This window comes from Nocardiopsis sp. RV163, from assembly GCF_001029525.1.
In the GTDB taxonomy this organism is placed as follows: Bacteria; Actinomycetota; Actinomycetes; order Streptosporangiales; family Streptosporangiaceae; genus Nocardiopsis; species Nocardiopsis dassonvillei.
The window spans coordinates 1-24,779 of sequence record NZ_LEKI01000075.1; the positions used below are offsets into that span (position 1 = coordinate 1).

Consider the following 24,779-nt stretch of genomic DNA (forward strand, 5'->3'; position numbering starts at 1 on the left):
CGACCCGTACCGACCGCCGCCGGGTCAGCGGTCCCGCCCCCGTGCGCGGGCGCCGGACCCGCCACGACCACGGCTCGGGTGAGCAGGTGCGGGTGTTTAGCCCTCCCCCCGCGGGTTACGCGCCGGAGCTGCGGCTCCCCGGACTCCCGCTTCCCGGTCCCGCGCGCCGTGTCGGCTTCCGGGAGCCCCACGACTGTCACAGACTGTGACGAGTCCCCGGCGCGGTGCGCCGGGCGGGCCGCGTGGACGGCGGCGCGCAGGACACCGACCCACACAAGAGGAAGGGCACTGCCGGTGGAGGCCACGATCACACTGCACGTCGACGGGGACAAACGCGAGCTCACCGTCGACACGCGCACCACCCTGCTGGACGCGCTGCGCGACCGGCTGGGCGTCACCTCGCCCAAGAAGGGCTGCGACCACGGCCAGTGCGGGGCCTGCACGGTCCTGCTGGAGGGCCGCCGCGTCGTGTCCTGCCTGACCTTCGCGGTCGCGCACGACGGCGCCGGTGTCACCACCGCCGCCGGACTCGCCGGGGAGGGGCGGTTGCACCCCGTCGCCCGCGCCTTCGTAGAGAACGACGCCTTCCAGTGCGGCTACTGCACGCCCGGCCAGGTCTGCTCGGCCGTGGGCATGCTGGAGGAGGCCGCCGCCGGCTGGCCCAGCCACGTCACCGAGGACCTCCAAGCGCGGGTCGGCCTCGACGACGACGAGATCCGCGAGCGCATGAGCGGCAACCTGTGCCGCTGCGGCGCCTACGTCAACATCGTCGCCGCGATCCGGGAGGCCGCGCAGTGAAGCCCTTCCACTACACCCGCCCCGCCGGGGCCGCCGAGGCGGTCACCGCGGTCGCGGGCGACCCCGGCGCCTCCTACATCGGCGGGGGCACCAACCTGGTCGACCACATGAAGCTCGGCGTCGCCGAGCCCACCTCCCTCGTGGACGTGCGCGACCTGCTCAGCCACCGGGTCGAGGAACTGCCCGACGGCGGCCTGCGCGTGGGCGCCGCCGTGCCCAACAGCGACCTGGCCGCCCACCCCGGCGTCCGCCGCGACTACCCCGTGCTCTCCCAGGCCCTGCTGGCGGGTGCCTCCGGCCAGCTCCGCAACGCCGCCACCACGGGCGGCAACCTCCTCCAGCGCACCCGGTGCGTGTACTTCCAGAACACCGCCATGCCCTGCAACAAGCGCGAACCCGGCACGGGCTGCTCGGCGATCGAGGGCTACGGCCGCTACAACGCCGTCCTGGGCGCCTCCGAGCACTGCGTGGCCACCCACCCCTCCGACCTGGCGGTCGCACTGACCGCTCTTGGCGCCCGGGTCCACGTGCTGGGACCCGCCGGGGAGCGCACCGTGGACATGCCCGGCCTGCACCGCCTCCCGGGGGACGAACCCCGGCGCGACACCGTCCTGGAACACGGCGACCTCATCACCGCCGTCGACCTGCCCCGCCTGCCCCCGGCCTCCCGTTCCGCCTACCGCAAGGTGCGCGACCGCGCCTCCTACGCCTTCGCCCTGGTGTCGGTGGCCGCGGCGCTGCGCGTGGTGGACGGCGCCGTCGAGGACGTGCGCGTGGCCTTCGGCGGTCTGGCGCACGCGCCCTGGCGGGCCAGCCGCGCCGAGGAGGCTCTGCGCGGGGGACCGGCCACCGAGGAGGCCTTCCGCGAGGCCGCCCGCGCGGAACTCGCCGACGCCGCCACCGGCCCGGACAACGCCTTCAAGGTCCCCATGGCCGTCAACACCCTGGCCGCGACCCTGCGCGGCCTGACCGCTGAGGAGGCGCGATGACCGGGACGCTGGACGCGCGGGCCATGGGTCGGCCGCTGACCCGCCTGGAGGGCGCCGACAAGGTCACCGGGCGGGCGCCCTACGCCTACGAGCACCCGCTCGCCGACCCCCTGTACCTGCACCCGGTGCTGTCCACCGTCGCGCGCGGGCGCGTCACCGCGGTCGACGCCTCCGCCGCCGAGGCGCTGTCCGGGGTGCGCGCCGTCCTGACCCCGGACAACGCCGAACGCCTCGCCGACACCGAGGACCGCGAGTTCGCGGTGCTCCAGTCCCGCGAGGTGTCCTTCCACGGCCAGTTCGTCGCCGCGGTCGTGGCCGACACCCCCGAGACCGCCCGCCAGGCGGCCGGACTCGTGAAGGTGGACTACGAGCGCTCCTCACACGACGTGGTGCTCACCGCCGACCACCGCGGCCTCTACCGGCCCGTGGGCGAGGACGACGAGGGCCCCGCCTCCGACGCCGAGCAGGGCGACCCCGACGCCGCCCTGGCCGCCGCCGAAATCGTGGTCGACCAGACCTACAGCACGCCCACCGAGCACAACAACCCCATGGAGCCGCACACCACCACGGCCCTGTGGGAGGAGGGCACCGGCGACCTCACCCTCTACGACTCCACCCAGGGCGTGCACCTGGTCCGCGCCTCCGTGGCCGGGGTGTTCGGGCTCGACCCCGAACGGGTCCGGGTGGTCGCGCCCCATGTGGGCGGCGGCTTCGGCTCCAAGGGTGAGGCACACGCGCACGACGTCCTCGCCGCGATGGCCGCCCGCGCCCTGCCCGGGCGGCCGGTCAAGTTCGCGCTGACCCGCCAGCAGATGTTCTGCCTGGTGGGCTACCGCACGCCCACCATCCAGCGGGTGCGCTTGGGCGCCGACCGCGACGGGCGCCTGTCCGCGGTCGTCCACGACTCGGTGGAGCAGACCGCCAGGATCAAGGAGTTCACCGAGAACAGCGCGATGTGCTCGCGGTGGATGTACGCCGCGCCCAACCGCCGCACCACCCACCGGACCGCGCCCCTGGACGTACCGGTCAACTTCTGGATGCGCGCCCCGGGCGAGGCGCCGGGCATGTACGCCGCCGAGGCCGCCATGGACGAACTCGCCCAGGCCTGCGGCGTCGACCCGATCGAGCTGCGCGTGCGCAACGAGCCCGAGACCGACCCCCAGAGCGGCTCCCCGTGGTCGGACCGGCGCCTGGTGCGCTGCCTGCGCGAGGGCGCCGAGCGCTTCGGCTGGCACGGGCGCGACCCCCGCCCCGGGGTCCGCCGGGAGGGGGACTGGCTGGTGGGCACCGGCGTGGCTTCGGCGAGCTACCCGCACCTGTTCAACCCCGGCTCGGTGGCCCGTGTCCGCTACGGCGGGGACGGCCGTTACGAGGTGTCCATCGGCGCGGTCGACATCGGCACCGGGGCCTGGACCGCGCTCACCCAGATCGCCGCCGACGCGCTGGGCCTGCCCGCCTCGGCCATCCGGCTGCGCATCGGCGACACCGCCTTCCCGCCGGCCTCGGTCGCGGGCGGCTCCAGCGGAACCAGTTCCTGGGGGACGGCCGTCGTGGCCGCCGCCCGCGCCTTCCGCGACCGGCACGGGGACTCCCCGGCCCCGGGCGCGCAGGCCGAGGGCCGCGGGGCGGAGGACACCGTGGACGAGTCGTACTCGGTCTACTCCTTCGGGGCGCACTTCGCCGAGGCGCGGGTGAACGCGGACACGGGCGAGGTCCGGGTGCCGCGCATGTACGGCCTGTTCTCCGTCGGCCGGGTGGTCAACCCGCGCACGGCGCGCTCGCAGTTCCTCGGCGGGATGGTCATGGGCCTGTCGATGGCGCTGCACGAGGAGAGCTTCCGGGACCCCCGCCACGGGCACATCGCCAACGGCGACTTCGCCGAGTACCACATCCCCACCAACGCCGACGTGGGCGACCTGCGGGCGGAGTGGCTGGACGGGGAGGACCCCCGCGCCACCCCCATGGGGTCGCGGGGCGCCGGTGAGATCGGCATCGTCGGCACCGCCGCGGCGGTGGCCAACGCCGTCCACCACGCCACGGGTACCAGGGTGCGGGACCTTCCGGTCACGGCGGACAAGCTCCTGCGCTGACGGCCGGTCGTGGTGCGCCCGCACGGGCGCACCACGACCGGCCGCGCCGGAAGCGGAGCGGACCGCGCGCAACGCTACGGGAGGAGCGGCCCCGTCCGGGGAGCTGGCAGCGCCGAGGGGCGCACACCGGTGTCCACACCGGGCGACCACAGCACCGACACCGGCTCCGGGCCGTCCACGCGCACACCCGCCGCCCGGAGCAGGTCGCCCTCATAGGACCAGGAGTGGGCGCGGAACAGCGGCCAGCGCGGATGGTCCACCCCGATCCACCACGTGCGCCCCGCGCGCCGGGTGTGCAGGCCCCAGCGCGCGGTCACGAACCGCTCCAGCGGGGACTCGCGCTCCACCCGCTCGCCCACACTCGCCCGCCACCGCCCCCGGGCCCCGCCCGGGGGGAGGCGGCGGCGCACCGCTCCCGCGCGCACGCCGTCGCCGCCCGTGTACAGGGACACGTCCGACCACATGTACGGCACGCCCACCAGGACCCTCGCGGCCAGGACGTTGTGCGCGGAGTCGGCGTCCATGGACAGGAAGACCACGCCCCGGCGGCCGTGTCCGTCCACCGAGTACAGGCGCACGTTGACCTCGCCGAACCCGCCGAGGGGGATTCCGGCGGCCGTGGTGAAGGGCACGCGGAAGGCCACGAGCCCGACGTAGGCGGTCCCGTCCAGCACGTCGGGGCGGGTGTCCTCTGGCAGCAGCGGCGCCACGCGTTCGGGAGGCACGGCCCAGTGCGCGAAGAGGACGTCGTACCAGCCCTGGTAGAGCGGTGCGGCGGACCCCGGCAGGGGCGGCGGGTCCGGGTCCAGGGGCGGCTGCCGCCGCTGGACCGCGCGCGCTGGCTGCTCCCGCACCGGGCCTCCCGCTCCGTCGGGGCGCGGTCCGCGCCCGTGTTGCGGCAGAGCCTACGCCCGCGCCGTCCGGGCGGCCGATCCCCTCGGCGGCCACGTCCATGATCAGGTTCTCGTACCCGTCCCCGACGCGGCAGTTCCACCCCCGGAACAGGCACTGCGTGGTGACGGTCATTCCGCCGTAGGCGCCGCTGGTGGGCTCCTGGAGCCTGGCCGCGTGGAGCGTCGTCGGGAACCTCGGGTCCGGCCTCGAACTGGAGGTGCTCGGTGCGCCGGAACACGTCGGCCTCGTCACAGTGGGACGCGGCCGTCGCACTGCGTCATTCCGACTCCGGCTGCCCGGGTCTCCGGACGGCAACGGTGATTGGAGGGGGTTCGGCCTTTCCGTGTAGCCTCGGCCGCTCCGCCGACGCACTCCCTGCGGCGGCACGCCAGTTTTTGCCCGGGTTTGTCTTACAGGGAGGGGGTAGAAGCCGGTCCTGAAGCACAGCAGAAGGAAGAGGTGGGCATGCTGGAGGCGTTATCTCCCCCCTGGCCGCTGGGGTGGAGCGTCGCGATCTTCGTCCTGGTGGCCGCGGTGACCGTGGTGGCCAGTGTTCGGATGACCTCCCTCGGCGACGTCCTGGCCGACCGCACCGGTTGGGGCGAGGCGGTCTTCGGCGCGGTCTTCTTCGGACTGGCCACGTCCCTGTCGGGGATCGTGATGACCGCGGTCAGCGCCGCCGGGGACCAGCCCGGACTGGCCTACAGCAACGCGGTCGGGGGCATCGCCGCGCAGACGATGGCGCTGGCGGTGGCCGACTTCTTCTACCGGCGCGCCAACCTGGAGCACGCCGCCGCCTCCTCGGCGAACCTGCTCTTCTGCTGCCTGCTCATCGGACTGCTGTCCGTGGTCGTGCTCACCGCCTTCGGCCCGGACGTGACGCTCCTCGGGGTGCACCCCGCCTCGGTCGGGATGATCGCCTTCTACATGGGCGGGCTCTGGCTGATCAGGCAGGAGAACGAGCAGCCCATGTGGCGGGCCGTGCGCACCCGGGAGACCGTGGTGGACGTCCCCGACGACGACGGCACCGACGAGGAGGACGGCACCGGCACGGGCGTGCTGTGGGCGCGCTTCCTCGCGGTGGGTGTCGTGGTGGCCGTGGGCGGCTGGGCGCTCGCCGAGGCGGCGGGCGTGATCGTGGAGTCCACCGGGCTCAGCGCGGGGCTGGTCGGCGCGGTGGCCATGGGCGCGGTGAACGCCATCCCCGAGACGGTCGCGGCGGTCGCCGCGGTCCGGCGGGGCGCCATGACCCTGGCGGTGTCCGCCATCATCGGCGGCAACAGCCTGGACGCGCTCAACGTAGCCGTGGGCGACGCCTTCTACCGCGGGGGTTCGCTATACCACGCGGCCACTGCAGACGAACTCTTCCTCACCGTCGGCGCGCTGCTGATGACCGTGGTCCTGCTCGCCGGGCTCATCATCCGCCAGACGAAGGGGTGGGGCCGGATCGGCTTCGAGGGCGTGCTGCTGATCGTGCTCTACCTGGGAATCCTCAGTGTGCTCACGTTCTGACGCCGTCCGCGTCCCGGCGCGGGCCCCGGGTTCCGCGCCGAACGGGCTCTCCCCTTCGGCGCGGGCCCCGGGCTCCCCTTCAGCCCACCCGGTGCAGCCGGACCCCGTCCAGGCGGCCGTCCTCGGCCTCCAGCGTCATGTACGTGTGGTGGGGCTGGCGCCGCCGGTCGGTGGGGGAGCCCGGGTTGAGCAGGCGCAGACCGGAGGGGGCGGTGGTGTCCCAGGGGATGTGGGAGTGCCCGAACACCAGCACGTCGCAGTCGGCGAAGCGCTCCTGGCAGCGCTTCTCGCGCCCGCGCGCGTCGCCGGTCTCGTGCACGACCGCGAAGCGCACCCCGCCGAGCGTGGCGCGGGCGACCTCGGGCAGCCGCGCGCGCAGGTCGGCGCCGTCGTTGTTGCCGTGGACGCCGACCAGGAGTTCGGCCCGCGCGTCGAGGCGTTCCAGGCCCGCCAGGTCGCACCAGTCCCCGGCGTGGATCACCGCGTCGGCCCGGTCGACCTCGCGCTAGACCTGTTCGGGCAGGTCACGGGCGCGGCGCGGGATGTGGGTGTCGGACACGATCAGTACGCGCATGCGTAGGCGACGCGGGCGCCGACCGGGCGCCTGCGCGCGCGGCCCGCTCCGCCGCTCGTGCCCGGCTGCTCGCCCGCGTCGTCGCGGTCGCGCTCCGGTCACTCGTCGGCGCCGAGGGTGTTGTACCCCTTGGCCCGCTCCTGGCCCGACAGCGCGTGGATGGAGTCCATGATCCGGTCGGTGATCTCCCGGCGCGCCTTGCCGGGAGCCAGGTGGTCGTAGCCGGTGGAGAAGTCCAGCGGTTCGCCGAAGCGGATGCTGTAGGGGCGCGGGCGCGGCATGGAGGCGCCGACCGGCTGCACGTCCTGGGTTCCCGCCACCGCCACCGGCACGACCGGGGCCTTGGACTCCATCGCCAGCAGCGCCACGCCGGTGCGGCCCCGGTACAGGCGCCCGTCGCGGGAGCGGGTGCCCTCGGGGTAGATCACGCAGGCCTCGCCCTCGTTGAGCCGCTCCAGCATCATCTCCAGGGACAGCATGGCCCCGCGCGCGTCGCGGCGCTGCACCGGCATGGCACCCAGGGAGGAGAACACGGTCTTGGTGACGCGCCCCTTGAGGCCGGTCCCCTCGAAGTAGTCGGACTTGGCCAGGAACCGCACGCGGCGCTGGGTGACCGACAGCGGGATGATCACGCTGTCGATGAAGGACAGGTGGTTGCTGGCCAGCAGGACCGCTCCGTCGGTGGGGACGTTCTCACGGCCCTCGACGGTCGGACGGCACAGGGTACGGGCGAGTACCGATACCGTCTGCCGCAACGCACCGTAGAACACGTGTTCTCCCTCACCAATGGTCGGATGACGGAGTCCAATGTAAGGCCGACCCGTGGGTAACAACGGGTCGGCCACGAGGAGAGTGTTCCAGGTCACCATGCGGGGAGAGGTGGCGGAACAAGCCCGTGACGTGCGGATTCCCGTGGGGTCAGGCTGTGCGGCGCCACTCGGCGTTGGCCCCGCACACCACCAGGCACGGCCGCTCGCCGGGGACGCGCCCCGCCAGCCAGGCGGCGAAGGGCACGGCCGCGGCCGGTTCGGTGGCGATACGGAACTCCTCCCAGAGCCGGTCCTGGGCCCGCAGGATCTCGGCGTCGCTCACCAGGGCCCGGGTCACCGGGTGGGCGCTCAGCACGTCGAAGGGGACCCGTCCCAGGGTGGCCGCGCCCAGCGCGGAGGAGGCCACCGAGTCCACGGGGGTCTGGACGGGGTGTCCGGCGGCCATCGCGGCGTGCATGCTCGCGCAGCCCTCGGGTTCGGCGCCCACGACCTCCCGCCCCTCCGCGCCCAGGCGCACACCGGCCACCAGCCCGCCGCCGCCCACCGCGACGACGATGGTGTCGCACTCGGGCGCGTCGGCGGCGATCTCCAGTCCGAGCGTGCCCTGACCGGCCACGACGAGGGCGTCGTCGAAGGCGTGCAGGTAGCGCACTCCCTCGGCCTCGGCGCGGGTGCGGGCCGCCTCGGCGGCCACCGCGTAGTGCTCTCCCACCCTGACGATCTCGGCGCCGGTGGCGGACAGCGGCGCCGCCTTGGCCTCGGGGATCGACTCGGGGACGTAGACCGTCGCGCGTACGCCCAGCAGGCGGGCGGCGGTGGCCACCCCCAGGCCGTGGTTGCCGCCGGAGGCGGTGATCACCCGGTCGGTCTCCTCCCCGCCCAGCAGGGCGTTGAGGGCGCCGCGCAGCTTGAACGCCCCGGTGCGCTGGAGGTGCTCCAGCTTGAGCGTCAGCGGACGCCCGTCCACCTCGGCGTGCATGACCGGGGTGCGGCGGGCGTAGGGGGCGATGCGTTCGGCGGCGGCACGGACATCGGTGGCCGTGGGCGCGGCGTGCGCGGTCGTGGTGCTCATACAGCCCACTGTGCCCCTACCGGCCATTAACTTAAAGTTGGGTCTGCTAAAGATCGTTAAGCGAAACTTTGTACCTGACCTTGTGTGGAATGAGGGACGCCGTGCTGGACGCCAACCGGGTGCGGGTGCTCGTGGAGATCGCGCACGCGGGGTCGATCGCCGCGGCCGCCGAGCGCCTGTCCTTCACCCCGCCCGCCCTGTCCCAGCAGCTCACCAAGCTGGAGCGCGAGGTCGGCTGCACCCTGGTCGAACGCGGCCGCACCGGGGCCACCCTCACCGAGGCGGGCCGGGTCCTGCTCGAACACGGCGAACGGGTGCTGGGGGAACTGCGCGACGCCGAGGCCGCCGTGCGGGCCGTGGCGGGCGAGTCCCCCGACCGCCTGTCCCTGGGGGCCTTCGCCAGCGCGGGCAAGGTCCTGCTGCCCGCCACCCTGGCCGCCTTCGGGCGCCGGCACCCCCATGTGCGCCTGTCGCTGTCCGACATCGAGCCCCCGGGCGGGTACGGCCTGGTCGCCTCCGGCGACCTGGACCTGCTCCTGACCCACCGCTACCCGGGCGTGCCCCTGCCGCGCGCCGGTGGCCTGCACCGCGAACGCGTTCTGGTGGACCCGCTGCTGGTGGTCGTGCCCGAGGGCCACGCCCTGGCCGACCGCGAGGTGGCGCTGGCCGACCTGGCGGGCGAGGAGTGGATCTGCGGGGCCCCGGGCATCCACAACCGGATCAGCCTGGACACCGCGGCGGCTGCCGCCGGGGTGCGCCTGAACGTGGCCTACGAGACCCGCGACTACGAGGTGGCCCTGGCCCTGGTCGAGGCCGGGGTGGGGGTGGCCCTGGTCCCGTTGAGCATCCTGGGCTCGGACCGCCGCGGCGGTTGGGCCAGCCGTCCGCTGCGCGGCACCCGCCTGGCCCGCGAGATCTACGCCGTCCACCGGCGCCGCCCGCCCGAGCCGGTCCCGGCGATGGTCGAACTCCTGCGCGGCGTCGCCTCCCGCGTGCTCGGCGGAGCCGGGGACGCTGACGGTTCTCACAGGGGAGGGGAACCCGGCGGGCTGGGCGCGTTCCAGCGGTAGAGCAGTGCCAGCAGCCGCACGGTGAAGCACAGCACCGCCCCCACCACGGCGATCCAGCCCCAGGTCAGGCCCGCCCAGTAAGCGACGGCGACCAGGCCCGCGCCCAGCAGCGCGGGGACGGCGTACAGGCGCGAGTTGGCGCTCAGCACCGTCGGCACCCGGTTCAGCAGGACGTCGCGGATCGTGCCGCCGCCCACTCCGGTGACGACGCCGAGCAGGGTGGCCTGGAGCGGACCGAAACCCAGTTCCAGGGCCTTGGTCGCCCCGATCACCGCGAACAGGCTCAGCCCGGCCGCGTCGAAGACCAGGATGGGCCGGTTCAGGTGGGTGAGCTGCCCGCTGAGGAAGAACGCGGCGGTCGCGCCCAGCAGCGCCGTGCCGATGTAGCGCCAGTCCTGGAAGGTCGCCGGGGTCACACCGAGCAGCAGGTCGCGGATGACGCCGCCGCCCAGGGCGGTCACCACGCCGAGGGCCAGGACGCCGACGATGTCCAGGCGTGCGGTGCGGATGCCGGTCAGCGCCCCGTCGACGGCGAAGGCGAGGATGCCGAGGAGGTCCAGGACGAGGATCAGGGTCTGCGTGGACATGCGGGTGCGCCGGGACGGCGGTTCCTTTCGGACGGGGCGGCGGCCAGAACGCCGATCGGCTATTCCACCACGTCCGGGACGCGTGTGACGCGCGCGGGTGCCGTGACGCGCCGCACCGGGTCGTTCCGCCGCCGAGGGCGGCCCGAACCGCGGCGCGCACGGCCGCGACCAGGGCACCGTTCCCCGGGCCCGGACCGGGCCGCGCGAACCCGGAGAACTGCGGCGTGTCGGGACTTCCCCGGAACACGGGCAGGCGACACCATCGGGGGTGACCGGGACCCGGGCGGAACGAGGACACATGCAACACATGGACGCGATCGTCATCGGAATGGGGCCGGGCGGTGAGACCGTCGCGGGCAGGCTGCTCGCCGCCGGCAAGCGCGTGGCGGTGGTCGAGCGCGAACTCATCGGCGGCGAGTGCGGCTACTGGGCCTGCATCCCCACCAAGGTGCTGCTGCGCCCGCCGGAGGTGCGCCAGGAGGCCGAGGGCGCCGCCGGTGTCTCCCGCCCGGACCTGCGCTGGCCCGAGCTGCGCGACTACCGGGACCAGATGATCCGCCACCTGGACGACTCCGCGCAGGTCCAGGGGTACCGGGACCAGGGCGCCCTGGTCCTGCGCGGCGAGGGGCGCGTCATCGGCCGCGACCCGTGGCGGGTGGCGGTGGGCGAGACCGAGCTCACCGCCGACCACGTCGTCGTGGCCACCGGCTCGGAGGCGGTGCGCCCGCCGATCGAGGGGCTGGACGACCTGGACCCCTCCGTGGTGTGGACCAACCGCGAGGCCACCACCCTCACCGACGTGCCCGGCCGGGCCGTCGTGGTCGGCGGCAGCGCCGTGGGGGTGGAGCTGGGCCAGTTCCTGGCCCGGATGGGCTCCCAGGTCACCCTGGTCCAACGCGGCCCGCGCCTGGTCAACCGCGAGGAACCCCGCCTGTGCGAGCTGATCAGCGACCAGTTCGACCGCGACGGCGTCACCGTGCACCTGGACACCCAGGTCTCCGCGGTGGCCCGGGACGGGGACGGGATCCGCGCGACGCTGGACAACGGCGAGCACGTGGAGGCGGACGTGATCGTGCTCGCCGCCGGCCGCCGCCCGCGCGGCGGCGGCCTGGGGCTGGAGGAGGCCGGGGTGGAGCTGGACCGCGCCAGCCTGCGCGTGGACGAGCGCTGCCGCGCGGCGCCCGGGCTGTGGGGGGTCGGCGACGCCACCGGCCGGGCCCTGTTCACGCACGTGGCCAAGTACCAGGGGCGCGTGGTCGCCGACAACATCCTTGGCAGGGACCGGGCCGCCGACTACACCGGCGTGCCGCGCGTCATCTTCTCCTACCCCGAGATCGCCGGGGTGGGGCTCACCGAGGCCCAGGCGCGGGAACAGGGGATCGACACGGCCACCGCCGAGGCAGACCTGCCCCAGACCCTGGCCCGGCCCTGGACCTACGACACCGAGCCGCGCGGCACCCTCGGCCTGGTCGCCGACCGCCGCCGCGGCGTGCTGGTGGGCGCGTGGGCGTTCTCCCCGATGGCCTCGGAGTGGATCCACACCGCGGCGCTGGCGATCCGCACCGGCCTGCCGGTCGCGGTACTGCTCGACTCGATCCCGCAGTTCCCCACGTACAACGAGGCCTACCTCATCGCCCTGGAGAACCTCGAAATGTGAGGCGGCGGCACCGGCGTCCGGCGGGGAGGCCGGACGCCGCCCGGCCTCCCCGGGCACGGAACGCACCGGGGCGCGGGCGCCCGGCGGGGTGGTCAGGCCCTCCCCGCCAGGGCGGCCTCCTCCTCGGCCTCCACGCCGCGGTTCCACTCGGCCTTGCTCGACTGCCAGCCGTCCTCGTCGCGGCCCAGGCGCCAGTAGCCCGACACCGACAGCCGCTCCTTGGGCAGGCCGTGCTGGACGCGCAGCAGACGGCGCAGGTCGCGGACGAAGGCGGCCTCGCCGTGCACGAACGCGTGGATACGGCCCTCGGGGAAGTCGAGGGCGCGCACGGCGGGGACCAGGACCGAGCCGACGGCCCCGTCCCCGCGGTGCAGCCAGTGCATGCGGACGCCCGGGCCGCACTCCAGCTTCAGCTCGTCCTCCGGGCCGCCGACCTCGACGAACACGTGGGCGGCGGCGTCCGGGGCCAGCGCCTCCACGGCGGCGGCGATGGCGGGCAGGGCGCTCTCGTCCCCGGCCAGCAGGTGCCAGTCGGCGCCGTGGTCGGGGGAGTAGGCGCCGCCGGGGCCCATCAGGCGCAGCCGGTCGCCCGGCCTGGCGCCCGCCGCCCACACCCCGGCCAGTCCGGTGCCGCCGTGGTGGACGAAGTCCAGGGTGAGCCGCCGGGCCTCGGCGTCCCAGTCGCGCACGGTGTAGGTGCGGGTGACCGGCCACTCCTCGCGGGGGCGTTCGGCGCGCACGCGCTCCAGGTCGAAGGGCTCGGGATCGCCGGGCGCGGGTGGCGGGAAGAGCAGCTTGACGTAGCTGTCGGTGTGACCGTCGGTGGAGAACGCGTCCAGGCCCTCCCCGCCCAGGACGACCCTGACCATGTGCGGGGTGATCTGCTCGACCGCCTCGACCCTTCCGGTGTGGACGGTCCTGGCCCGTCCCTGCCGCTGTGCCACGGCGCCCTCTTTCTTCCGGGGTGAGTTAGGTAAACCTAAGTGGGGCTTACCGTAAGGCACAGTGACGCACCAGGGCAAAACCTGCGCCCCGGTGGGGCCCGAATCAGAACCGATCATCACGCCGCGCCCCGTCGTGGGGCTGCGGCAGCCCGCCCCGGGGCGGGACCGGCTCGCGCGTGCGGGGTGGTCGGATCGGGCGCGCACCTCGGGTGACCCCGCTGCCACGACGGAGTGCGGGCGCGCGCACTCAGGCGGCGTCGGGCCGGTCCTCGCCCGGGGCGCGGCCGGCCAGGGTGAACACCGCGTGCAGCCGCCGGTCGTCCTCCGGCGCCCCCGCACGCAGGGCTGCCAGCCAGGCCGCCGCGCCCGCCGTGCACCCGGCCGCGGCGACCTGCGCCCCCGCCGCGCACAGCGCCAGCTTGCGTGTGAGCGCCGCGCGCACCGGTTCGGACCGCGAGAGCACCCCGCCGGCCAGCACCACCGGCAGGCGCTCCCCGGGCGAGCGCACCTGGTGCACCGAGTGCGCCAGGTGTCCAGCCGCGGCCTCCACGATCACCTCGGCCGCCGGATCGCCCTGCGCGTGGGCCTCGCTGACCAGCGGCGCCAGCGCGGCCAGCGTGACCGGGGCGGCCGTGGTCAGGACCCGTGCGAAGTCGCGGGCGTGCTCCTCGGGCAGGTGTTCCTCCCCGCGTGAGGGGCGCTGGCCCGGAATGACCTGCTTGGCCACCGCGCGCGCCAGCGGACTGAGCTCCCCGCCCCGGGACAACTGCCGCGCCGTCTCCCGGGCTGCCTGGTGCCCGATCCAGAAACCCGACCCCTCGTCGCCGATCAGCCACCCCATGCCGTCGGCCGAACGTGTCCGCCTGCGTTCCTCGACCCGGGTGGCGATCGCCCCGGTCCCCGCGATCAGCACCGTGCCGTCGGACCCCGGTGTTCCCGAGGCGAAGGCCACCACGTCGTCGCCGGTGAACGCCGTGTTCTCCGGAGCCAGTCCCGCTCCGGCCAGGGCCCGCTCCAGGCACGCGCGCACCTCGTCGTCGCGCAGCGCGGACACCCCCGCCAGGCCGACCACGCCGAAGGCCACGGCCCCGCGCGCCCGCGGCCCGGCCGCGTCGAGCGCACCCGCGACCGCCTCGGCCAGCCGCTCGGCGGCCCGCTCCGCGCCGTGGGAGTTGGGGTTGGCGCCCCCGGCCCGGGCCTCGCCCAGACGCTCTCCGGAAAGGGTGGCCACCAGCGCCCGGGTGGCGGTGCCCCCCGCGTCCACCCCCAGGACGAGTCCGCGCCGGTCGCCCGACTGGTCGGATCGGGCACGGGAAGAAGAGGAGATCGTACGTGTCACAGAGGAGAGGTGCCCCGTGGCACCGCGTATTACTCGTCACGGCGGCCGGGTCCGCGCGGCGGACGAGGAAGAGGCGGTCCGCCGCAGCGGCCGGGCACGGGGGAACAGGCGTCCGCGCCGCACGGGAGGCGCGCGGCGCGCCGGGAAACCCACTGGCGCGCTCCCCGTGACGGCTGAGAGGGTCGGTGCCATGACAGGCGCGCCACAGCACGACCCGCACGATCCCTCCCGCCGCGACGACGCCCCCGCGTGGACCGTGCGCGAGGGTACGGAGAAGGACCACCCCGAGGCCGTCAGGGTCTTCTGCGAGGCCCTCAACCTCTCCGCCCGGGAGATCCTGGACAACGAACGCGACCACCCCACCACCGAGCACGACCGCACCCTGCTCGCCGTGGACGGCGACCGCGTCGTCGGCACCGCCCTGTCCCACGGCTTCGAGATGACCGTGCCCGGCGGGCCCCGCCGCGTCGCGGGCGTGACCGGCGTGGGCGTGTGGCCCACCTACCGCCGCCGCGGTGTGCTCAGCGCGCTCATGCGCCGCCAGCTCGCCGAGGTCCGGGACCGGGGCGAGAACCTCGCCGCGCTGTGGGCCTCCGAGGGCGGCATCTACGCCCGCTTCGGCTACGGCCTGGCCTTCCGCGAGACCAACGCGACCATCCAGCGCGCCCACGCCCGCCTGCGCCCCGACGCGCCCCGGGACCCCTCCCTCGCCCTCGAACTGGCCGAGACCGCCCAGGTCCGCCGGGAGGTGGAGCGGGTGTACCGCGAGGCGCTGCCCCAGCGCGCGGGCCAGTTCGCCCGCGACGAGCACTGGTGGAGCCTGGTGCTCCAGGACAAGAAGGAGGCCGACGGGCCCGGACGGCTGCGCGCGGCCCTGGTGCGCGGCCCCGACGGGCCCCGCGCCTACGCGCTGTACCGCGTCGTCAACCGGTGGGAGGACGGTCTTCCCTCGGGGCGGGTGGTGGTGCGCGAGCTGGCCTCCGTCTCCACCGCCGCCCGGGTCGCCCTCTACGAACACCTCCTGGACCGCGACCTGACCAGCGAGGCGGTCTTCGAGAAACTGCCCGGGGACGACCCCCTCACCTTCCTGCTGGCCGACCCCCGGCGCCTGGTCCGGCGGGACTTCGACGCCCTGTGGGTGCGCCTGGTGGACCTGCCCGGCGCCCTTTCCGACCGCCCCTACGCCACCCCGGTGGACACCGTGCTGGAGGTCGCCGACCGCTACGCCCCGTGGAACGCCGGGCGCTGGCGCCTGGAGGCGGACACCGGCGGCGCCCGCGTGAGCCCGACCGGCGCCGCCCCCGACCTCGCCCTGGACGCCTCCCACCTGGGCGCGGCCTACCTCGGCGGACGCACACTGAGCGCCTTCGCGGACGCGGGGCTGCTCACCGAGCACACCCCCGGCGCGGCGGCCCGCCTGGACACCGCCCTGCACGCGCCGCGCGCGCCCTTCTGCGGCACCGACTTCTGACGGCCCGGCCCCGCGTACCGCTCACGGTGCGCGGGGCACACGGTCCCGTGAGCCCGCCATCACGTGGGCGCCGGTCGGCCCCGCAGGCGGGCGTCCCAGGGCCTCAGCGGTCCCAGAGGACCCAACCGCCCTGGAGATCCCCAATGGCCCCAGGGACCCCGACGCGTTCCCAGGGCCCGCTGGTAGCATGACGGGCATGGAGCTCATCGAGGTCGACAGACTCTAGCCACCGAACCGCCGGTGGCCTTCACCCGCGAGGGCGCGTACCGCGCCCCGGTGAACGACCTCGACCCCGTCGGGGCGCCCCGTCCGCGTACGCCCCCCGGCTTCGCGGTCCGCTCCCCGTCCCGGTCCGTTCCGGCGCGTTCCGACGCCGACCACCGACCGCGCCCCCGTGCGCGCGGTGACGTCAGCCCCGCCCACGGGAGCGCAGACGGTCGGCACCCCGTTCGAATGCCCGCGGCGACGGCCGGGGAAGTCCTCAAGGATTCCCGCCTCCTCCGCGTGCGCGCGTGGTGACGCCGACCCGTCCGCTCCCGCGGCCCGCCAGGGGCCGAACACGCATCCGCCCGGCACAGCCCCGTCGGCGTCCGCGTGTTCCCCGCCACCGACCCCGCCCCGCGGCCCGACCACGCGGTCGCCCGCCGCCGGGCACGAGGAGAGCTCCCAGCATGTCCACCAAGTCCGCCGTCACACTCACCGACCTCACCTTCGCCTGGCCGGACGGCACGGTCGCGATCGACCATGTGAGCGGCACCCTCACGACCGGGCGCACCGGACTCGTCGGCCGCAACGGCGCGGGCAAGTCCACCCTGCTGCGCCTGATCGCCGGTTACCTGCGCCCCGCCTCTGGACGCGTCGACGCGGTCGGCGACGTCGGCTACCTCCCGCAGACCCTGACCCTGGGCACGGAGGCGACGGTCGCCGAACTGCTCGGCATCGACGCCACCCTCGCCGCGCTCCGCGCGATCGAGGCGGGCGACGCCGACGAACGCCACTTCGACGCGGTCGGCGACGACTGGGACATCGAGGCGCGCGCAGACGAGGCCCTGCACGAGATCGGGTTCACCGCCGCCGACCTCGACCGCCGCGTCGCGCAGGTCTCCGGCGGCGAGGCGGTGCTCATCGCCGTCACCGGCATGCGCCTGCGGCGCACCCCGATCACCCTGCTCGACGAGCCCACCAACAACCTCGACCGGCCCGCGCGGGCCAGGCTCGCCGCTTTCGTCGACACCTGGCCCGGCACCCTCGTCGTCGTCAGCCACGACCTCGAACTGCTCGAACACATGGACAGCACCGCCGAACTCCACGCCGGGAGCCTCGACGTGTTCGGCGGACCCTACAGCGCCTGGAAGGAGCACCTCGAACAGGAGCAGGCCGCCGCCGTCCAGGCGGCCCGGTCGGCCCAGCAGGCCCTCAAGGTCGAGAAGCGCCAGCGCGTGGAGGCCGAGACCAAGCTCGCCCGCCGCGAGCGCACGGCCAGGAAGACGCAGAAGGACGGCGGCATCCCCAAGATCCTCGCGGGAAACCGGGCCAGCAAGGCGCAGGCCTCGGCCGGGGCGATGCGCTCGACCCTGGACGACAAGGTCCAGGCCGCGCAGGCCGCGGTCGACGCCGCCGACGCGCGCGTGCGCGAGGATCAGCACATCCGCCTCACGCTTCCCGATCCGGACGTGCCGCGCGGCCGCCGTCTGGCGGAGTTCCACGCCGAGGGCCGCACCGTCGTCGTCCAGGGGCCCGAACGCGTCGCCCTGGTCGGCCCCAACGGAGCCGGGAAGTCGACCCTGATCCAGCAGCTCGTCCACGGCGGCGGTCCGGTTCCGGGCCGCGCGCACGGCACGCTCCTGACCGACCGCGTGGGCTACCTGCCCCAGCGCCTGGACGGCCTGGACGACGCCGCGAGCGCGCTGGAGAACGTGCGGGCGGTCGCCCCCGGCACGCCGCCGGGCGAGGTCCGCAACCAGCTCGCCCGCCTGCTGCTGCGCGGGGACGGTGTGGACCGCCCCGTCGCCACGCTCTCCGGCGGCGAGCGGTTCCGCGTCTGCCTCGCCACGCTGCTCCTGGCGCAGCCGCCCGCGCAGCTGCTCGTCCTCGACGAGCCGACGAACAACCTCGACACCTCCAGTGTCGAGCAGTTCGCCGAGGCCCTCGACGCCTACCGCGGCGCGCTCCTGGTCGTCAGCCACGACCACGGGTTCCTGCGCAGGCTCGGGATCGACACCGTCCTGGAGGTCGACCGGGAGGGAGGCCTGCGCCAGCGCGCCGAACTGGGGGACTGACGCCGAGCGGTGCCCGCCGGTCGGGGGCCGGCGGGCACCGGGGCGGTTTCCGGTACCCGCTCTCCGGTCCTCCGGGGCCTTGTACGGGTGGAGGGGCTGGAGCGCGCGACCCCGCCACGAGCACGAGATCCCCGCGGTCCGAGGAGACCCTCGCCTTACACCGGCACCGGCAACGGCTCCGGCCGGACCGGGCCCGGTAGCCACCGGCGCGTGCCCCTACCTGCTCCGCTGCGGGCTACCCGGCGTCGCGGGTCCACCGCCCCATGGCGGGCCACTCCCTGCCGGGGTCGTGCACGGGCGTGAACCCGCACCGCAGGAAGAACTCCACCCTGCCCTCGGCGCCCTCGCCCTCCTCGGGCAGCAGGAACACCCACTCGACCCCGGCCGCGCGGGCCCGTTCCACGAACCCCTCCAGCAGGCCCCTGCCGACCCCGCGCCGCCTCCATCCCGGGTCCACCACCACCGCCAGCACGTACCCGTGCGGCGGCGGTGCCGGGCTCCCCGAGCCCTCGTAGACGCCGTCCAGCACGCCCTCCACCCAGCCCACCACCGCGCCGCCCGCCTCCGCGACGAGCACCACCATGTCCTCGGGCAGCAGCGAGGCCGGGTAGCCCTTCTCGTCCAGGTGCGGTGAGGCGCGGCCGATCAGGGCGGCGATGCCCGGGCCGTCCCCGGGACGGGCGGAGCGCAACAGCATGGCAGCACGGTAGTACCGGCCTCGGTCGGCCACCAGCGCGCACCGCAGGTATCGGGAACCCACCCGCAACGCTCCCCCGGGACCGCACGGAGGTAGGGCGCCGGACCCGCCCCGCGCCGGGAAAAGGAGTGGCACGCCTCCCGGTGGAGTCCGTACGTTGTGGCTCTGGCCCTCCGGGCCCTGCGCGCCGTGCTCCCCGCCCCTGGAACTCAGGGCGCGCCGTCCCGGACTGGGACCCGTGTCCGGAACATGCCAGTATCGAACTGAACACGAAGTGGAACCCGGGCCCGTCCCGCCCTCGCCGCGAGTGCGCCGATCCCCGGTTCGAAGAGTGGAGGACCGCAGCCGTGAACGCCGGAGGGGACGTCACCCCGACCGAATGGACCGTACGGGGAACCGACCGCGACGAGTACGCCGAGGTGATGCGCGTCGTCGGTGAGGCGCTGCTCTCCCCGGACCCGCCCGAGGACCGCGAGCCCTTCCTGCGCCCCCTTCTGGACGCCGAGGGCTACGACCGCGTCCTGGCCGCCGTGGACGGGGACGAGATCGTGGGCGCGGTCAACGACTTCGCCTTCGAGATGGCCCTGCCCGGCGGCCCGCGCCCGGTGGCCGGGGTGACCGGTGTGGGCGTGTGGCCCACGTACCGCCGCCGCGGCGTGCTCAGCGCGCTCATGCGCCGCCAGCTCGCCGACATCCACGCGCGCGGGGAGCGCTACGCCGCGCTGTGGGCCTCCGAGGGCGCCATCTACGGCCGGTTCGGCTACGGCCCGGCGGTCACCGAGATGGAGACCGCCGTCCGCCAGCCCCACGCCCGCCTGCGCGCCGACGCGCCCCGCGACCCCGCTCTGCGGGTCCGCCTGGCCGACCCCGGGCAGGTGCGCCCGGACCTGGAGCGGGTCCACCGTGAGGTCGCCGCCGTGCAGGTCGGCCAGTTCCAGCGCGCCGCCCACTGGTGGGACCGGGTCCTGCGCGACCAGGCCCAGTTCCGCGGGGGCCGCGGCCCGCTGCGGGCCGCGGTGGTCAGCGGCCCCGACGGGCCGCTGGGCTACGCGCTCTACCGCACCCGCAACAGCTGGGAGCGCGACGGCTCGCGCGGTGAGGTGTGCGTCAAGGAGGTCACCGCCACGACCCCGGCCGCCTGGACCGCTCTGTACGAACACCTGTTCAACCGCGACCTCGTCACCGAGATCTCCTTCGACACCGTGGCCGTGGACGACCCGCTGCGACACCTGCTCGTGGACAGCGGCCGGGCGGCGCCCACGCTCTACACCTCCCTGTGGGTGCGGCTGGTGGACGTGCCCGGAGCCCTGGCCGAACGTTCCTACGCCGCTCCGGTGGAGGCGGTCCTTGAGGTCGCCGACCGGTTCGCCCCGTGGAACGCCGGGCGCTGGCGCCTGGAGGCGGACACCGGCGGCGCCCGTGTGGAGGCCACCGGCGCCGCCCCCGACCTCAGCCTGGACGTGTCGCACCTGGGCGCCGCCCACCTGGGCCAGACCTCCCTTGACGGCTACCTGCGCGCGGGTCTGATCACCGAGCACACCCCGGGCGCGGTGGAGCGCTTGGACGCGGCCCTGCACCGCTCCCGCGCGCCCTTCTGCGGTCTGATCTTCTGACCCCGCGGGCCGCCGGTCTCCGGAGCGCCAGCGCCCCCGGAGACCGGCGGCCCCGCGCCGTTGCCGCCCTCAGCCCTTCAGGGCCTTGACCAGCCGGTCCACGTCGGACTCGTCGTTGTACAGGTGGAAGGCCGCGCGCATCCGCCCGTTGCGGGCCGCCGTGACGATCCCCGCTTCGGCCACCCGCTCCACCGCGCCCTCGGGCACCGGGACCGACACGATCGCCGACCCGGCGGGCTCCATGTCCACGGCCTCTCGGAAGCGGTCCCCCAGGGCGGCATTGTGCTCACGGACGACCTCCACCCCCACTTCCTCCATCAGGGACAGGGTCTCCTCCAGCCCGACCCACGCCCCCCACACCGGTGCCAGGTCCAGGCGCCGCGCGCCCTCGGCCAGCCGCAGCGGGCCGCCGTAGAGCGACTTCCAGGGCTCGTGCGCCCCGTACCAGTTCGCGGCCAGCGGGGAGAGTTCGGCCAGCGCCTCCTCGGTGCCGGTGAGCAGAGCAGAACCGCGCGGGCCCAGCAGCCACTTGTACGTGGCGCACACCGTGTAGTCGACGCGGTCCACGGGCAGCGGCAGCCACCCGGCGGCCTGGGTGGTGTCCAGCAGCAGCCGCGCCCCGTGGTCGGCGCAGGCCGCGATCAGGTCCTCCACGGGTGCGATCGCACCGTCGGCGGACTGCACGGCCGAGACGGCGACCAGGTCGGTGTCCGGTCCCACCCGCGAGGCCAGGTCCGCCAGGGGCACCTCGCGCACGCTGATCCCCGCGTCCGCCCTGGCCATGAAGGGGTGGACGACCGAGCTGAACTCGTCGGCCGCCGTCAGCACCCGCGCGCCCGGGGCCAGGCTCGCGGCGACCGTGCCCACGAACTGTGAGGCGTGGCTGCCGATGGCCACGTGGGAGGTGGGCACCCCGGTCAGGCGCGCGTAGGCGGAGCGGGCGCGCTCGATGCCCGAGTCGGCCGCGCCCGGCTGGAACCGGCCCGCGGCCACGTCGCGGGTGTGCTGCTCCAGGGCCCGCAGCGCCCGCCGGGGCGTCAGGCCGTGCGTGGCGGTGTTGAGGTAGGTGTTCTCGGCAGCGAACTCCTGCTGCGCGGCCCGCAGGCGGGCCCGTCCGGCTTCGTCCATGCCCCCGATGCTCACAGCGCGGCGGGGACCGCTCAAGGTCCATTCCGGCCGGGAAAGGACTGCCTTTGGCGGCGGTGCCCCCGGCGGCCTCAGTTGCGGAACTTGGCCTTGGCCTCGGTGGAGCCCGCCATGAGCTTGTTGAGCAGGCGCACGAGTTCATGGCGCTCGTCGGGTTCCAGAGCCTCGGCCCACGCGCTCTCGCGCCGGTTGTGCGCACGGAAACCGCCGAGGATCGCCCGGTACCCGGCCTCGGTGAGGCTGAGCTGGAGGGCGCGCCGGTCGTGGGCGGCGCGCTCGCGCACGATGAGCCCGTCGCGTTGGAGGGTGTTGAGCAGAGCGGACAGCGCGGCCCGGCTCATCCCCGAGATCTCGGCGGCGGTCTTGGCCTCCATGGGCCCGGCCAGCCACAGCGCGAAGATCACCCGGAACCCGGGCCAGGTGAGACCGCGCGGGCGGTGCACGGACGACTCCAGGTCGTAGACGACCATACTCGTCGCCCGGTTGAGGGTCAGGACCATCCGCATGGCGTCGGCGTTCACGGAGGGCAGCTCCTGCTCGGCCTTCCGCACCGCGTAGTCCACGAAGGACCAGAAGGTGAGTTCGGGGGCGGTGTCGTGGGTCACGCCGGTCAGCCTAGTGCCTGATCCCCCGGCGGGTCGGTCGCGCCCGGCCCCGCGCGTCCGCGTCGGTCGGCGGACGCCCGCCCCGGGTCCCGGCGCCCGGCGCGCGCGTCGGCACCGGTCGGAGCCGCCTCGGCACCGCGCGCCCCCGCCTGCCCCCGCCGCGGCTCCGCCTGCCCTCCGGCGGGGCCGCGGGCGCGAACCGCCAGGTGGGAGGTCGGCGGACACGCCCGCCACCGTCGTATCATGTGATCTGTATCACTCCTTAGCGGGCTCCGGGCCTCTTGGTCCTGTGGCGCGGAGCACGTTATGGTCAGGATCATCAAACCTTTGATCAATTGGGCGGCGGCAGCCGCCCGGAGCGAGTGAAGGGCCCCGACCATGGCAGCCAAGCCGTTCGCCTCATCCGCCGACACCGAGGCCAAGGAGCAGACCCTGGAGGTCCTGGCCGACGGCGTCTACGCCCTCACCGCCGAGGGCGACCCGAACGTGGGCGCCATCGAGGGCGAGGACTTCCTCGTGGCCTTCGAGGCCCTGGCCACGCCCGCCGCCGCGGGGGAGTGGCTCGCCAAGCTGCGCGAGCACACCGACAAGCCGATCCGCTACCTGGTGCTCTCGCACTACCACGCGGTCCGCGTCCTGGGCGCCAGCGCCTTCGACGCCGAGATCATCCTGACCCACGAGAAGACCCACGAGCTCATCCGCGAGCGCGGCGAGGAGGACTGGGCCAGCGAGTTCGCCCGCATGCCGCGCCTGGCCAAGGACGCCGACTCCGTGCCCGGGCTGACCTGGCCCACCCAGACCTTCGCCGACCGCACCACCATCGACCTGGGCGGCGACCGCGGGGAGCTGGTCCTCCAGTACTTCGGCCGCGGCCACACCGAGGGCGACATCGTCGCCTGGCTGCCCAAGCAGAGGATCCTCTTCGCCGGTGACCTCGTCGAGGCCCAGGCCGCCCTCTACACCGGCGACGCCTTCCACCGCGACTGGGCCGGGGCCACCCTGGACGGCGTCAAGGCCCTGGAGGCCGAGATGCTCGTCGGCGGACGCGGCGCGGTCAGCCGCGGCCGCGAGGAGGTCGACGCCGCCATCGAGCAGACCCGCGGCTTCCTCGACGTCATGATCCGCGAGGTCGGCGCCGTCCACGGACGCGGCGGCACCCTCAAGGAGGCATTCGAGGCCACCCACGCCGCGCTGGTCGGCGACTACGGCCACTGGCCCATCTTCGAGCACTGCCTGCCCTTCGACGTCTCCCGCCTGTGGGACGAGTTCTCCGGCATCGAGCGCCCGGTCATCTGGACCGCCGAGCGCGACCGCGAGGTCTGGGACCAGCTCCAGGGCTGACCCGCCGCCCCGCACACCGAACCCCGACCCTTCCACGCCCGTACGGGGCGTCCACGCCGAACGGAGCCACCAGATGCGACCCCCCGCTCCACGCACCCCCGCGGACACCGCCGCCGAACCCGTCCTGGTGCTCGGCGCGGGTCCGGTCGGCCAGACCGCGGCCCTGCTGCTGGCCCGGCGGGGCGTCCCCGTACTCCTCATGGACGCACGGCCCGAACGCGACTCGGTCGGCTCCAAGGCCATCTGCCAGCAGCGCGACGTGCTCGACGTCTGGGACTGGCTGGGCGCCGGACAGGTCGCGGAGGAGGGGCTGACCTGGGACACCGCCCGCACCTTCTACCGCGACAGCGAGCTGTTCAGCGTCCGCCTCCCCGACCCGGGCGCCTCGCCCCTGCCGCCGTTCGTCAACATCTCCCAGTCCCGCACCGAACAGGTCCTCGACGAGCGCCTGGCCGCCGCCGGGGTGCGCACCCTGTGGAACCACCGGGTCACCGGCCTCTCCCAGGACGCGCGCGGCGTCACCGTCGAGTGCCGCACCCCCGACGGCCCCGTCCGCCTGCGCGGCTCCCACGCCCTGTCGTGCCTGGGCGCCCACGGCGGGGTGGTCCGCGAGGCCCTGGGCCTGTCCTTCGACGGCACCACCTTCGACGACCGCTTCCTCATCTGCGACATCCGCGCCGACCTGGCCGGATGGGAGCGCGAACGCCGCTTCTACTTCGACCCCGAGTGGAACCCCGGGCGCCAGGTGCTCATCCACCCCTGCCCCGGTTCGGTGTACCGCATCGACTGGCAGGTGCCCTCCGACTTCGACCTCGACGCCGAGGAGGCCAGCGGCCGACTGGAGGCCCGCATCCGCCAGATCATCGGCGAGCGGCCCTACGAGATCGTCTGGCACTCGGTCTACCGGTTCCACACCCGCGTGGCCGAACGCATGCGCGCGGGCCGCGTCCTGCTGCTCGGCGACAACGCCCACCTGGTCGCCCCCTTCGGCGCCCGCGGCCTCAACTCCGGGGTCCAGGACGCCGAGAACGCCGCCTGGAAGCTCGCCTACGTCCTGGCCGGATGGGCGGGCGGGGAACTCCTGGAGAGCTACCACGCCGAGCGCCACGCCGCCGCCCTGGAGAACGCCGACGTCACCAGCGCCACCATGCGCTTCCTCGTCCCCCAGGACGAGGGGGAGCACCGCACCCGCCTGGCCGTGCTCGAAGCGGCCCTCACCGAGGAGGCGGCCCGCGCCCGGGTCGACTCCGGGCGCCTGGCCGAACCCTTCTGGTACACCGACTCGTCCCTGACCACCCCCTGCCCCGAACGGCCCTTCGGCGGCAGGCCCC

Annotated in this window: 20 protein-coding genes and 2 pseudogenes; 11 read left to right on the plus strand and 11 right to left on the minus strand. The window is 74.8% G+C overall.

Going from position 1 to position 24,779, the window contains the following annotated elements:
- Positions 1-294 precede the first annotated feature (294 nt).
- The 3 genes from ABD54_RS14685 to ABD54_RS14695 are packed head-to-tail and all read left to right on the plus strand — an operon-like array spanning position 295 to position 3,877.
- Positions 295-798, plus strand: coding sequence for a 2Fe-2S iron-sulfur cluster-binding protein (locus ABD54_RS14685; protein ID WP_047870042.1), 504 nt, complete (start codon positions 295-297; stop codon positions 796-798).
- Positions 795-1,787: a xanthine dehydrogenase family protein subunit M gene (locus tag ABD54_RS14690; protein ID WP_047870043.1), complete on the plus strand. Its 993-nt coding sequence runs from the start codon at positions 795-797 to the stop codon at positions 1,785-1,787. Before ABD54_RS14685 ends, ABD54_RS14690 begins: the two co-directional genes overlap by 4 nt.
- Positions 1,784-3,877, plus strand: coding sequence for a xanthine dehydrogenase family protein molybdopterin-binding subunit (locus ABD54_RS14695; protein ID WP_047870044.1), 2,094 nt, complete (start codon positions 1,784-1,786; stop codon positions 3,875-3,877). Before ABD54_RS14690 ends, ABD54_RS14695 begins: the two co-directional genes overlap by 4 nt.
- A 74-nt stretch (positions 3,878-3,951) precedes the next feature.
- Here the strand turns inward: ABD54_RS14695 and ABD54_RS14700 are convergent, their stop codons facing one another.
- Complete coding sequence (locus ABD54_RS14700) at positions 3,952-4,731, minus strand: DUF2071 domain-containing protein (RefSeq protein ID WP_047870045.1); 780 nt, start codon at positions 4,729-4,731, stop codon at positions 3,952-3,954.
- Positions 4,732-4,816: 85 nt separating this feature from the next.
- Positions 4,817-5,158, minus strand: a pseudogene (locus ABD54_RS29530) (hypothetical protein); the annotation flags it as partial.
- Positions 5,159-5,236: 78 nt separating this feature from the next.
- Here ABD54_RS29530 and ABD54_RS14705 point away from each other — a divergent pair.
- Positions 5,237-6,283: a sodium:calcium antiporter gene (locus tag ABD54_RS14705; protein WP_047870046.1), complete on the plus strand. Its 1,047-nt coding sequence runs from the start codon at positions 5,237-5,239 to the stop codon at positions 6,281-6,283.
- A gap of 79 nt (positions 6,284-6,362) precedes the next feature.
- Here the strand turns inward: ABD54_RS14705 and ABD54_RS14710 are convergent.
- The 3 genes and pseudogenes from ABD54_RS14710 to ABD54_RS14720 form a co-directional block, all read right to left on the minus strand.
- Positions 6,363-6,857, minus strand: a pseudogene (locus ABD54_RS14710) (metallophosphoesterase family protein).
- A 98-nt stretch (positions 6,858-6,955) separates the two neighbouring features.
- A complete protein-coding gene (locus ABD54_RS14715; RefSeq protein ID WP_047870047.1) occupies positions 6,956-7,627 on the minus strand; it encodes a 1-acyl-sn-glycerol-3-phosphate acyltransferase in 672 nt (223 codons plus the stop codon).
- Positions 7,628-7,775: 148 nt separating this feature from the next.
- The gene (locus ABD54_RS14720) at positions 7,776-8,699 is read right to left on the minus strand and encodes a threonine/serine dehydratase (RefSeq protein ID WP_047870048.1); all 924 of its coding nucleotides are present in this window, start codon (positions 8,697-8,699) and stop codon (positions 7,776-7,778) included.
- A 101-nt stretch (positions 8,700-8,800) separates the two neighbouring features.
- Here ABD54_RS14720 and ABD54_RS14725 point away from each other — a divergent pair, with 101 nt between their 5' ends.
- Positions 8,801-9,769 (plus strand): LysR substrate-binding domain-containing protein, encoded by a 969-nt coding sequence (locus ABD54_RS14725; protein ID WP_047870060.1) that lies wholly within the window; start codon positions 8,801-8,803, stop codon positions 9,767-9,769.
- Here the strand turns inward: ABD54_RS14725 and ABD54_RS14730 are convergent.
- A complete protein-coding gene (locus tag ABD54_RS14730; RefSeq protein ID WP_047870049.1) occupies positions 9,724-10,356 on the minus strand; it encodes a trimeric intracellular cation channel family protein in 633 nt (210 codons plus the stop codon). The two genes, ABD54_RS14725 and ABD54_RS14730, sit on opposite strands and share 46 nt — an antisense overlap.
- Before the next feature lie 298 nt (positions 10,357-10,654).
- Here ABD54_RS14730 and ABD54_RS14735 point away from each other — a divergent pair, with 298 nt between their 5' ends.
- On the plus strand, positions 10,655-12,013 hold the full coding sequence (locus ABD54_RS14735; protein WP_047870050.1) for an NAD(P)/FAD-dependent oxidoreductase: 1,359 nt from the start codon (positions 10,655-10,657) through the stop codon (positions 12,011-12,013).
- A 92-nt stretch (positions 12,014-12,105) separates the two neighbouring features.
- Here ABD54_RS14735 and ABD54_RS14740 read toward each other — a convergent pair whose 3' ends face one another.
- A complete protein-coding gene (locus tag ABD54_RS14740) occupies positions 12,106-12,957 on the minus strand; it encodes a siderophore-interacting protein (protein ID WP_047870051.1) in 852 nt (283 codons plus the stop codon).
- Between the two features lie 247 nt (positions 12,958-13,204).
- Positions 13,205-14,221, minus strand: a complete 1,017-nt coding sequence (locus ABD54_RS14745; protein WP_047870052.1) for an N-acetylglucosamine kinase — start codon at positions 14,219-14,221, stop codon at positions 13,205-13,207.
- A gap of 265 nt (positions 14,222-14,486) precedes the next feature.
- Here ABD54_RS14745 and ABD54_RS14750 point away from each other — a divergent pair, with 265 nt between their 5' ends.
- Both ABD54_RS14750 and ABD54_RS14755 read left to right on the plus strand, forming a co-directional pair.
- On the plus strand, positions 14,487-15,767 hold the full coding sequence (locus ABD54_RS14750; protein WP_047870053.1) for a GNAT family N-acetyltransferase: 1,281 nt from the start codon (positions 14,487-14,489) through the stop codon (positions 15,765-15,767).
- 671 nt (positions 15,768-16,438) lie between these two features.
- The gene (locus ABD54_RS14755) at positions 16,439-18,046 is read left to right on the plus strand and encodes an ABC-F family ATP-binding cassette domain-containing protein (RefSeq protein WP_047870054.1); all 1,608 of its coding nucleotides are present in this window, start codon (positions 16,439-16,441) and stop codon (positions 18,044-18,046) included.
- Positions 18,047-18,281: 235 nt separating this feature from the next.
- Here ABD54_RS14755 and ABD54_RS14760 read toward each other — a convergent pair whose 3' ends face one another.
- Entirely contained in the window at positions 18,282-18,743 is a 462-nt protein-coding gene (locus ABD54_RS14760) for a GNAT family N-acetyltransferase (protein ID WP_047870061.1), read from the minus strand.
- A gap of 347 nt (positions 18,744-19,090) precedes the next feature.
- Between ABD54_RS14760 and ABD54_RS14765 the strand changes: the two genes are divergently transcribed.
- Positions 19,091-20,356, plus strand: coding sequence for a GNAT family N-acetyltransferase (locus tag ABD54_RS14765; RefSeq protein ID WP_047870055.1), 1,266 nt, complete (start codon positions 19,091-19,093; stop codon positions 20,354-20,356).
- A 69-nt stretch (positions 20,357-20,425) separates the two neighbouring features.
- On the opposite strand, the gene ABD54_RS14770 is transcribed toward ABD54_RS14765, so the two are convergent.
- Positions 20,426-21,484 carry an aminotransferase class V-fold PLP-dependent enzyme gene (locus ABD54_RS14770; RefSeq protein ID WP_047870056.1) on the minus strand — a complete coding sequence of 353 codons (1,059 nt, stop codon included), beginning with the start codon at positions 21,482-21,484 and terminating at the stop codon, positions 20,426-20,428.
- 89 nt (positions 21,485-21,573) lie between these two features.
- Positions 21,574-22,107, minus strand: coding sequence for a MarR family winged helix-turn-helix transcriptional regulator (locus tag ABD54_RS14775; protein ID WP_047870057.1), 534 nt, complete (start codon positions 22,105-22,107; stop codon positions 21,574-21,576).
- A gap of 378 nt (positions 22,108-22,485) precedes the next feature.
- Between ABD54_RS14775 and ABD54_RS14780 the strand changes: the two genes are divergently transcribed.
- Positions 22,486-23,448: an MBL fold metallo-hydrolase gene (locus ABD54_RS14780; protein WP_047870058.1), complete on the plus strand. Its 963-nt coding sequence runs from the start codon at positions 22,486-22,488 to the stop codon at positions 23,446-23,448.
- A gap of 73 nt (positions 23,449-23,521) precedes the next feature.
- Positions 23,522-24,779 (plus strand): FAD-dependent monooxygenase (locus ABD54_RS14785; protein ID WP_047870059.1); only part of this gene is annotated, 1,258 nt, incomplete at its 3' end.

Bases quoted from the DNA above. Each gene is read 5' to 3' on its own strand.
- ABD54_RS14755 (WP_047870054.1), top strand. From the start codon at position 16,439: ATGTCCACCAAGTCCGCCGTCACACTCACCGACCTCACCTTCGCCTGG.
- ABD54_RS14770 (WP_047870056.1), bottom strand. From the start codon at position 21,484: ATGGACGAAGCCGGACGGGCCCGCCTGCGGGCCGCGCAGCAGGAGTTC.
- ABD54_RS14780 (WP_047870058.1), top strand. From the start codon at position 22,486: ATGGCAGCCAAGCCGTTCGCCTCATCCGCCGACACCGAGGCCAAGGAG.
- ABD54_RS14720 (WP_047870048.1), bottom strand. From the start codon at position 8,699: ATGAGCACCACGACCGCGCACGCCGCGCCCACGGCCACCGATGTCCGT.
- ABD54_RS14760 (WP_047870061.1), bottom strand. From the start codon at position 18,743: ATGCTGTTGCGCTCCGCCCGTCCCGGGGACGGCCCGGGCATCGCCGCC.
- ABD54_RS14705 (WP_047870046.1), top strand. From the start codon at position 5,237: ATGCTGGAGGCGTTATCTCCCCCCTGGCCGCTGGGGTGGAGCGTCGCG.
- ABD54_RS14730 (WP_047870049.1), bottom strand. From the start codon at position 10,356: ATGTCCACGCAGACCCTGATCCTCGTCCTGGACCTCCTCGGCATCCTC.
- ABD54_RS14695 (WP_047870044.1), top strand. From the start codon at position 1,784: ATGACCGGGACGCTGGACGCGCGGGCCATGGGTCGGCCGCTGACCCGC.
- ABD54_RS14735 (WP_047870050.1), top strand. From the start codon at position 10,655: ATGCAACACATGGACGCGATCGTCATCGGAATGGGGCCGGGCGGTGAG.
- ABD54_RS14750 (WP_047870053.1), top strand. From the start codon at position 14,487: ATGACAGGCGCGCCACAGCACGACCCGCACGATCCCTCCCGCCGCGAC.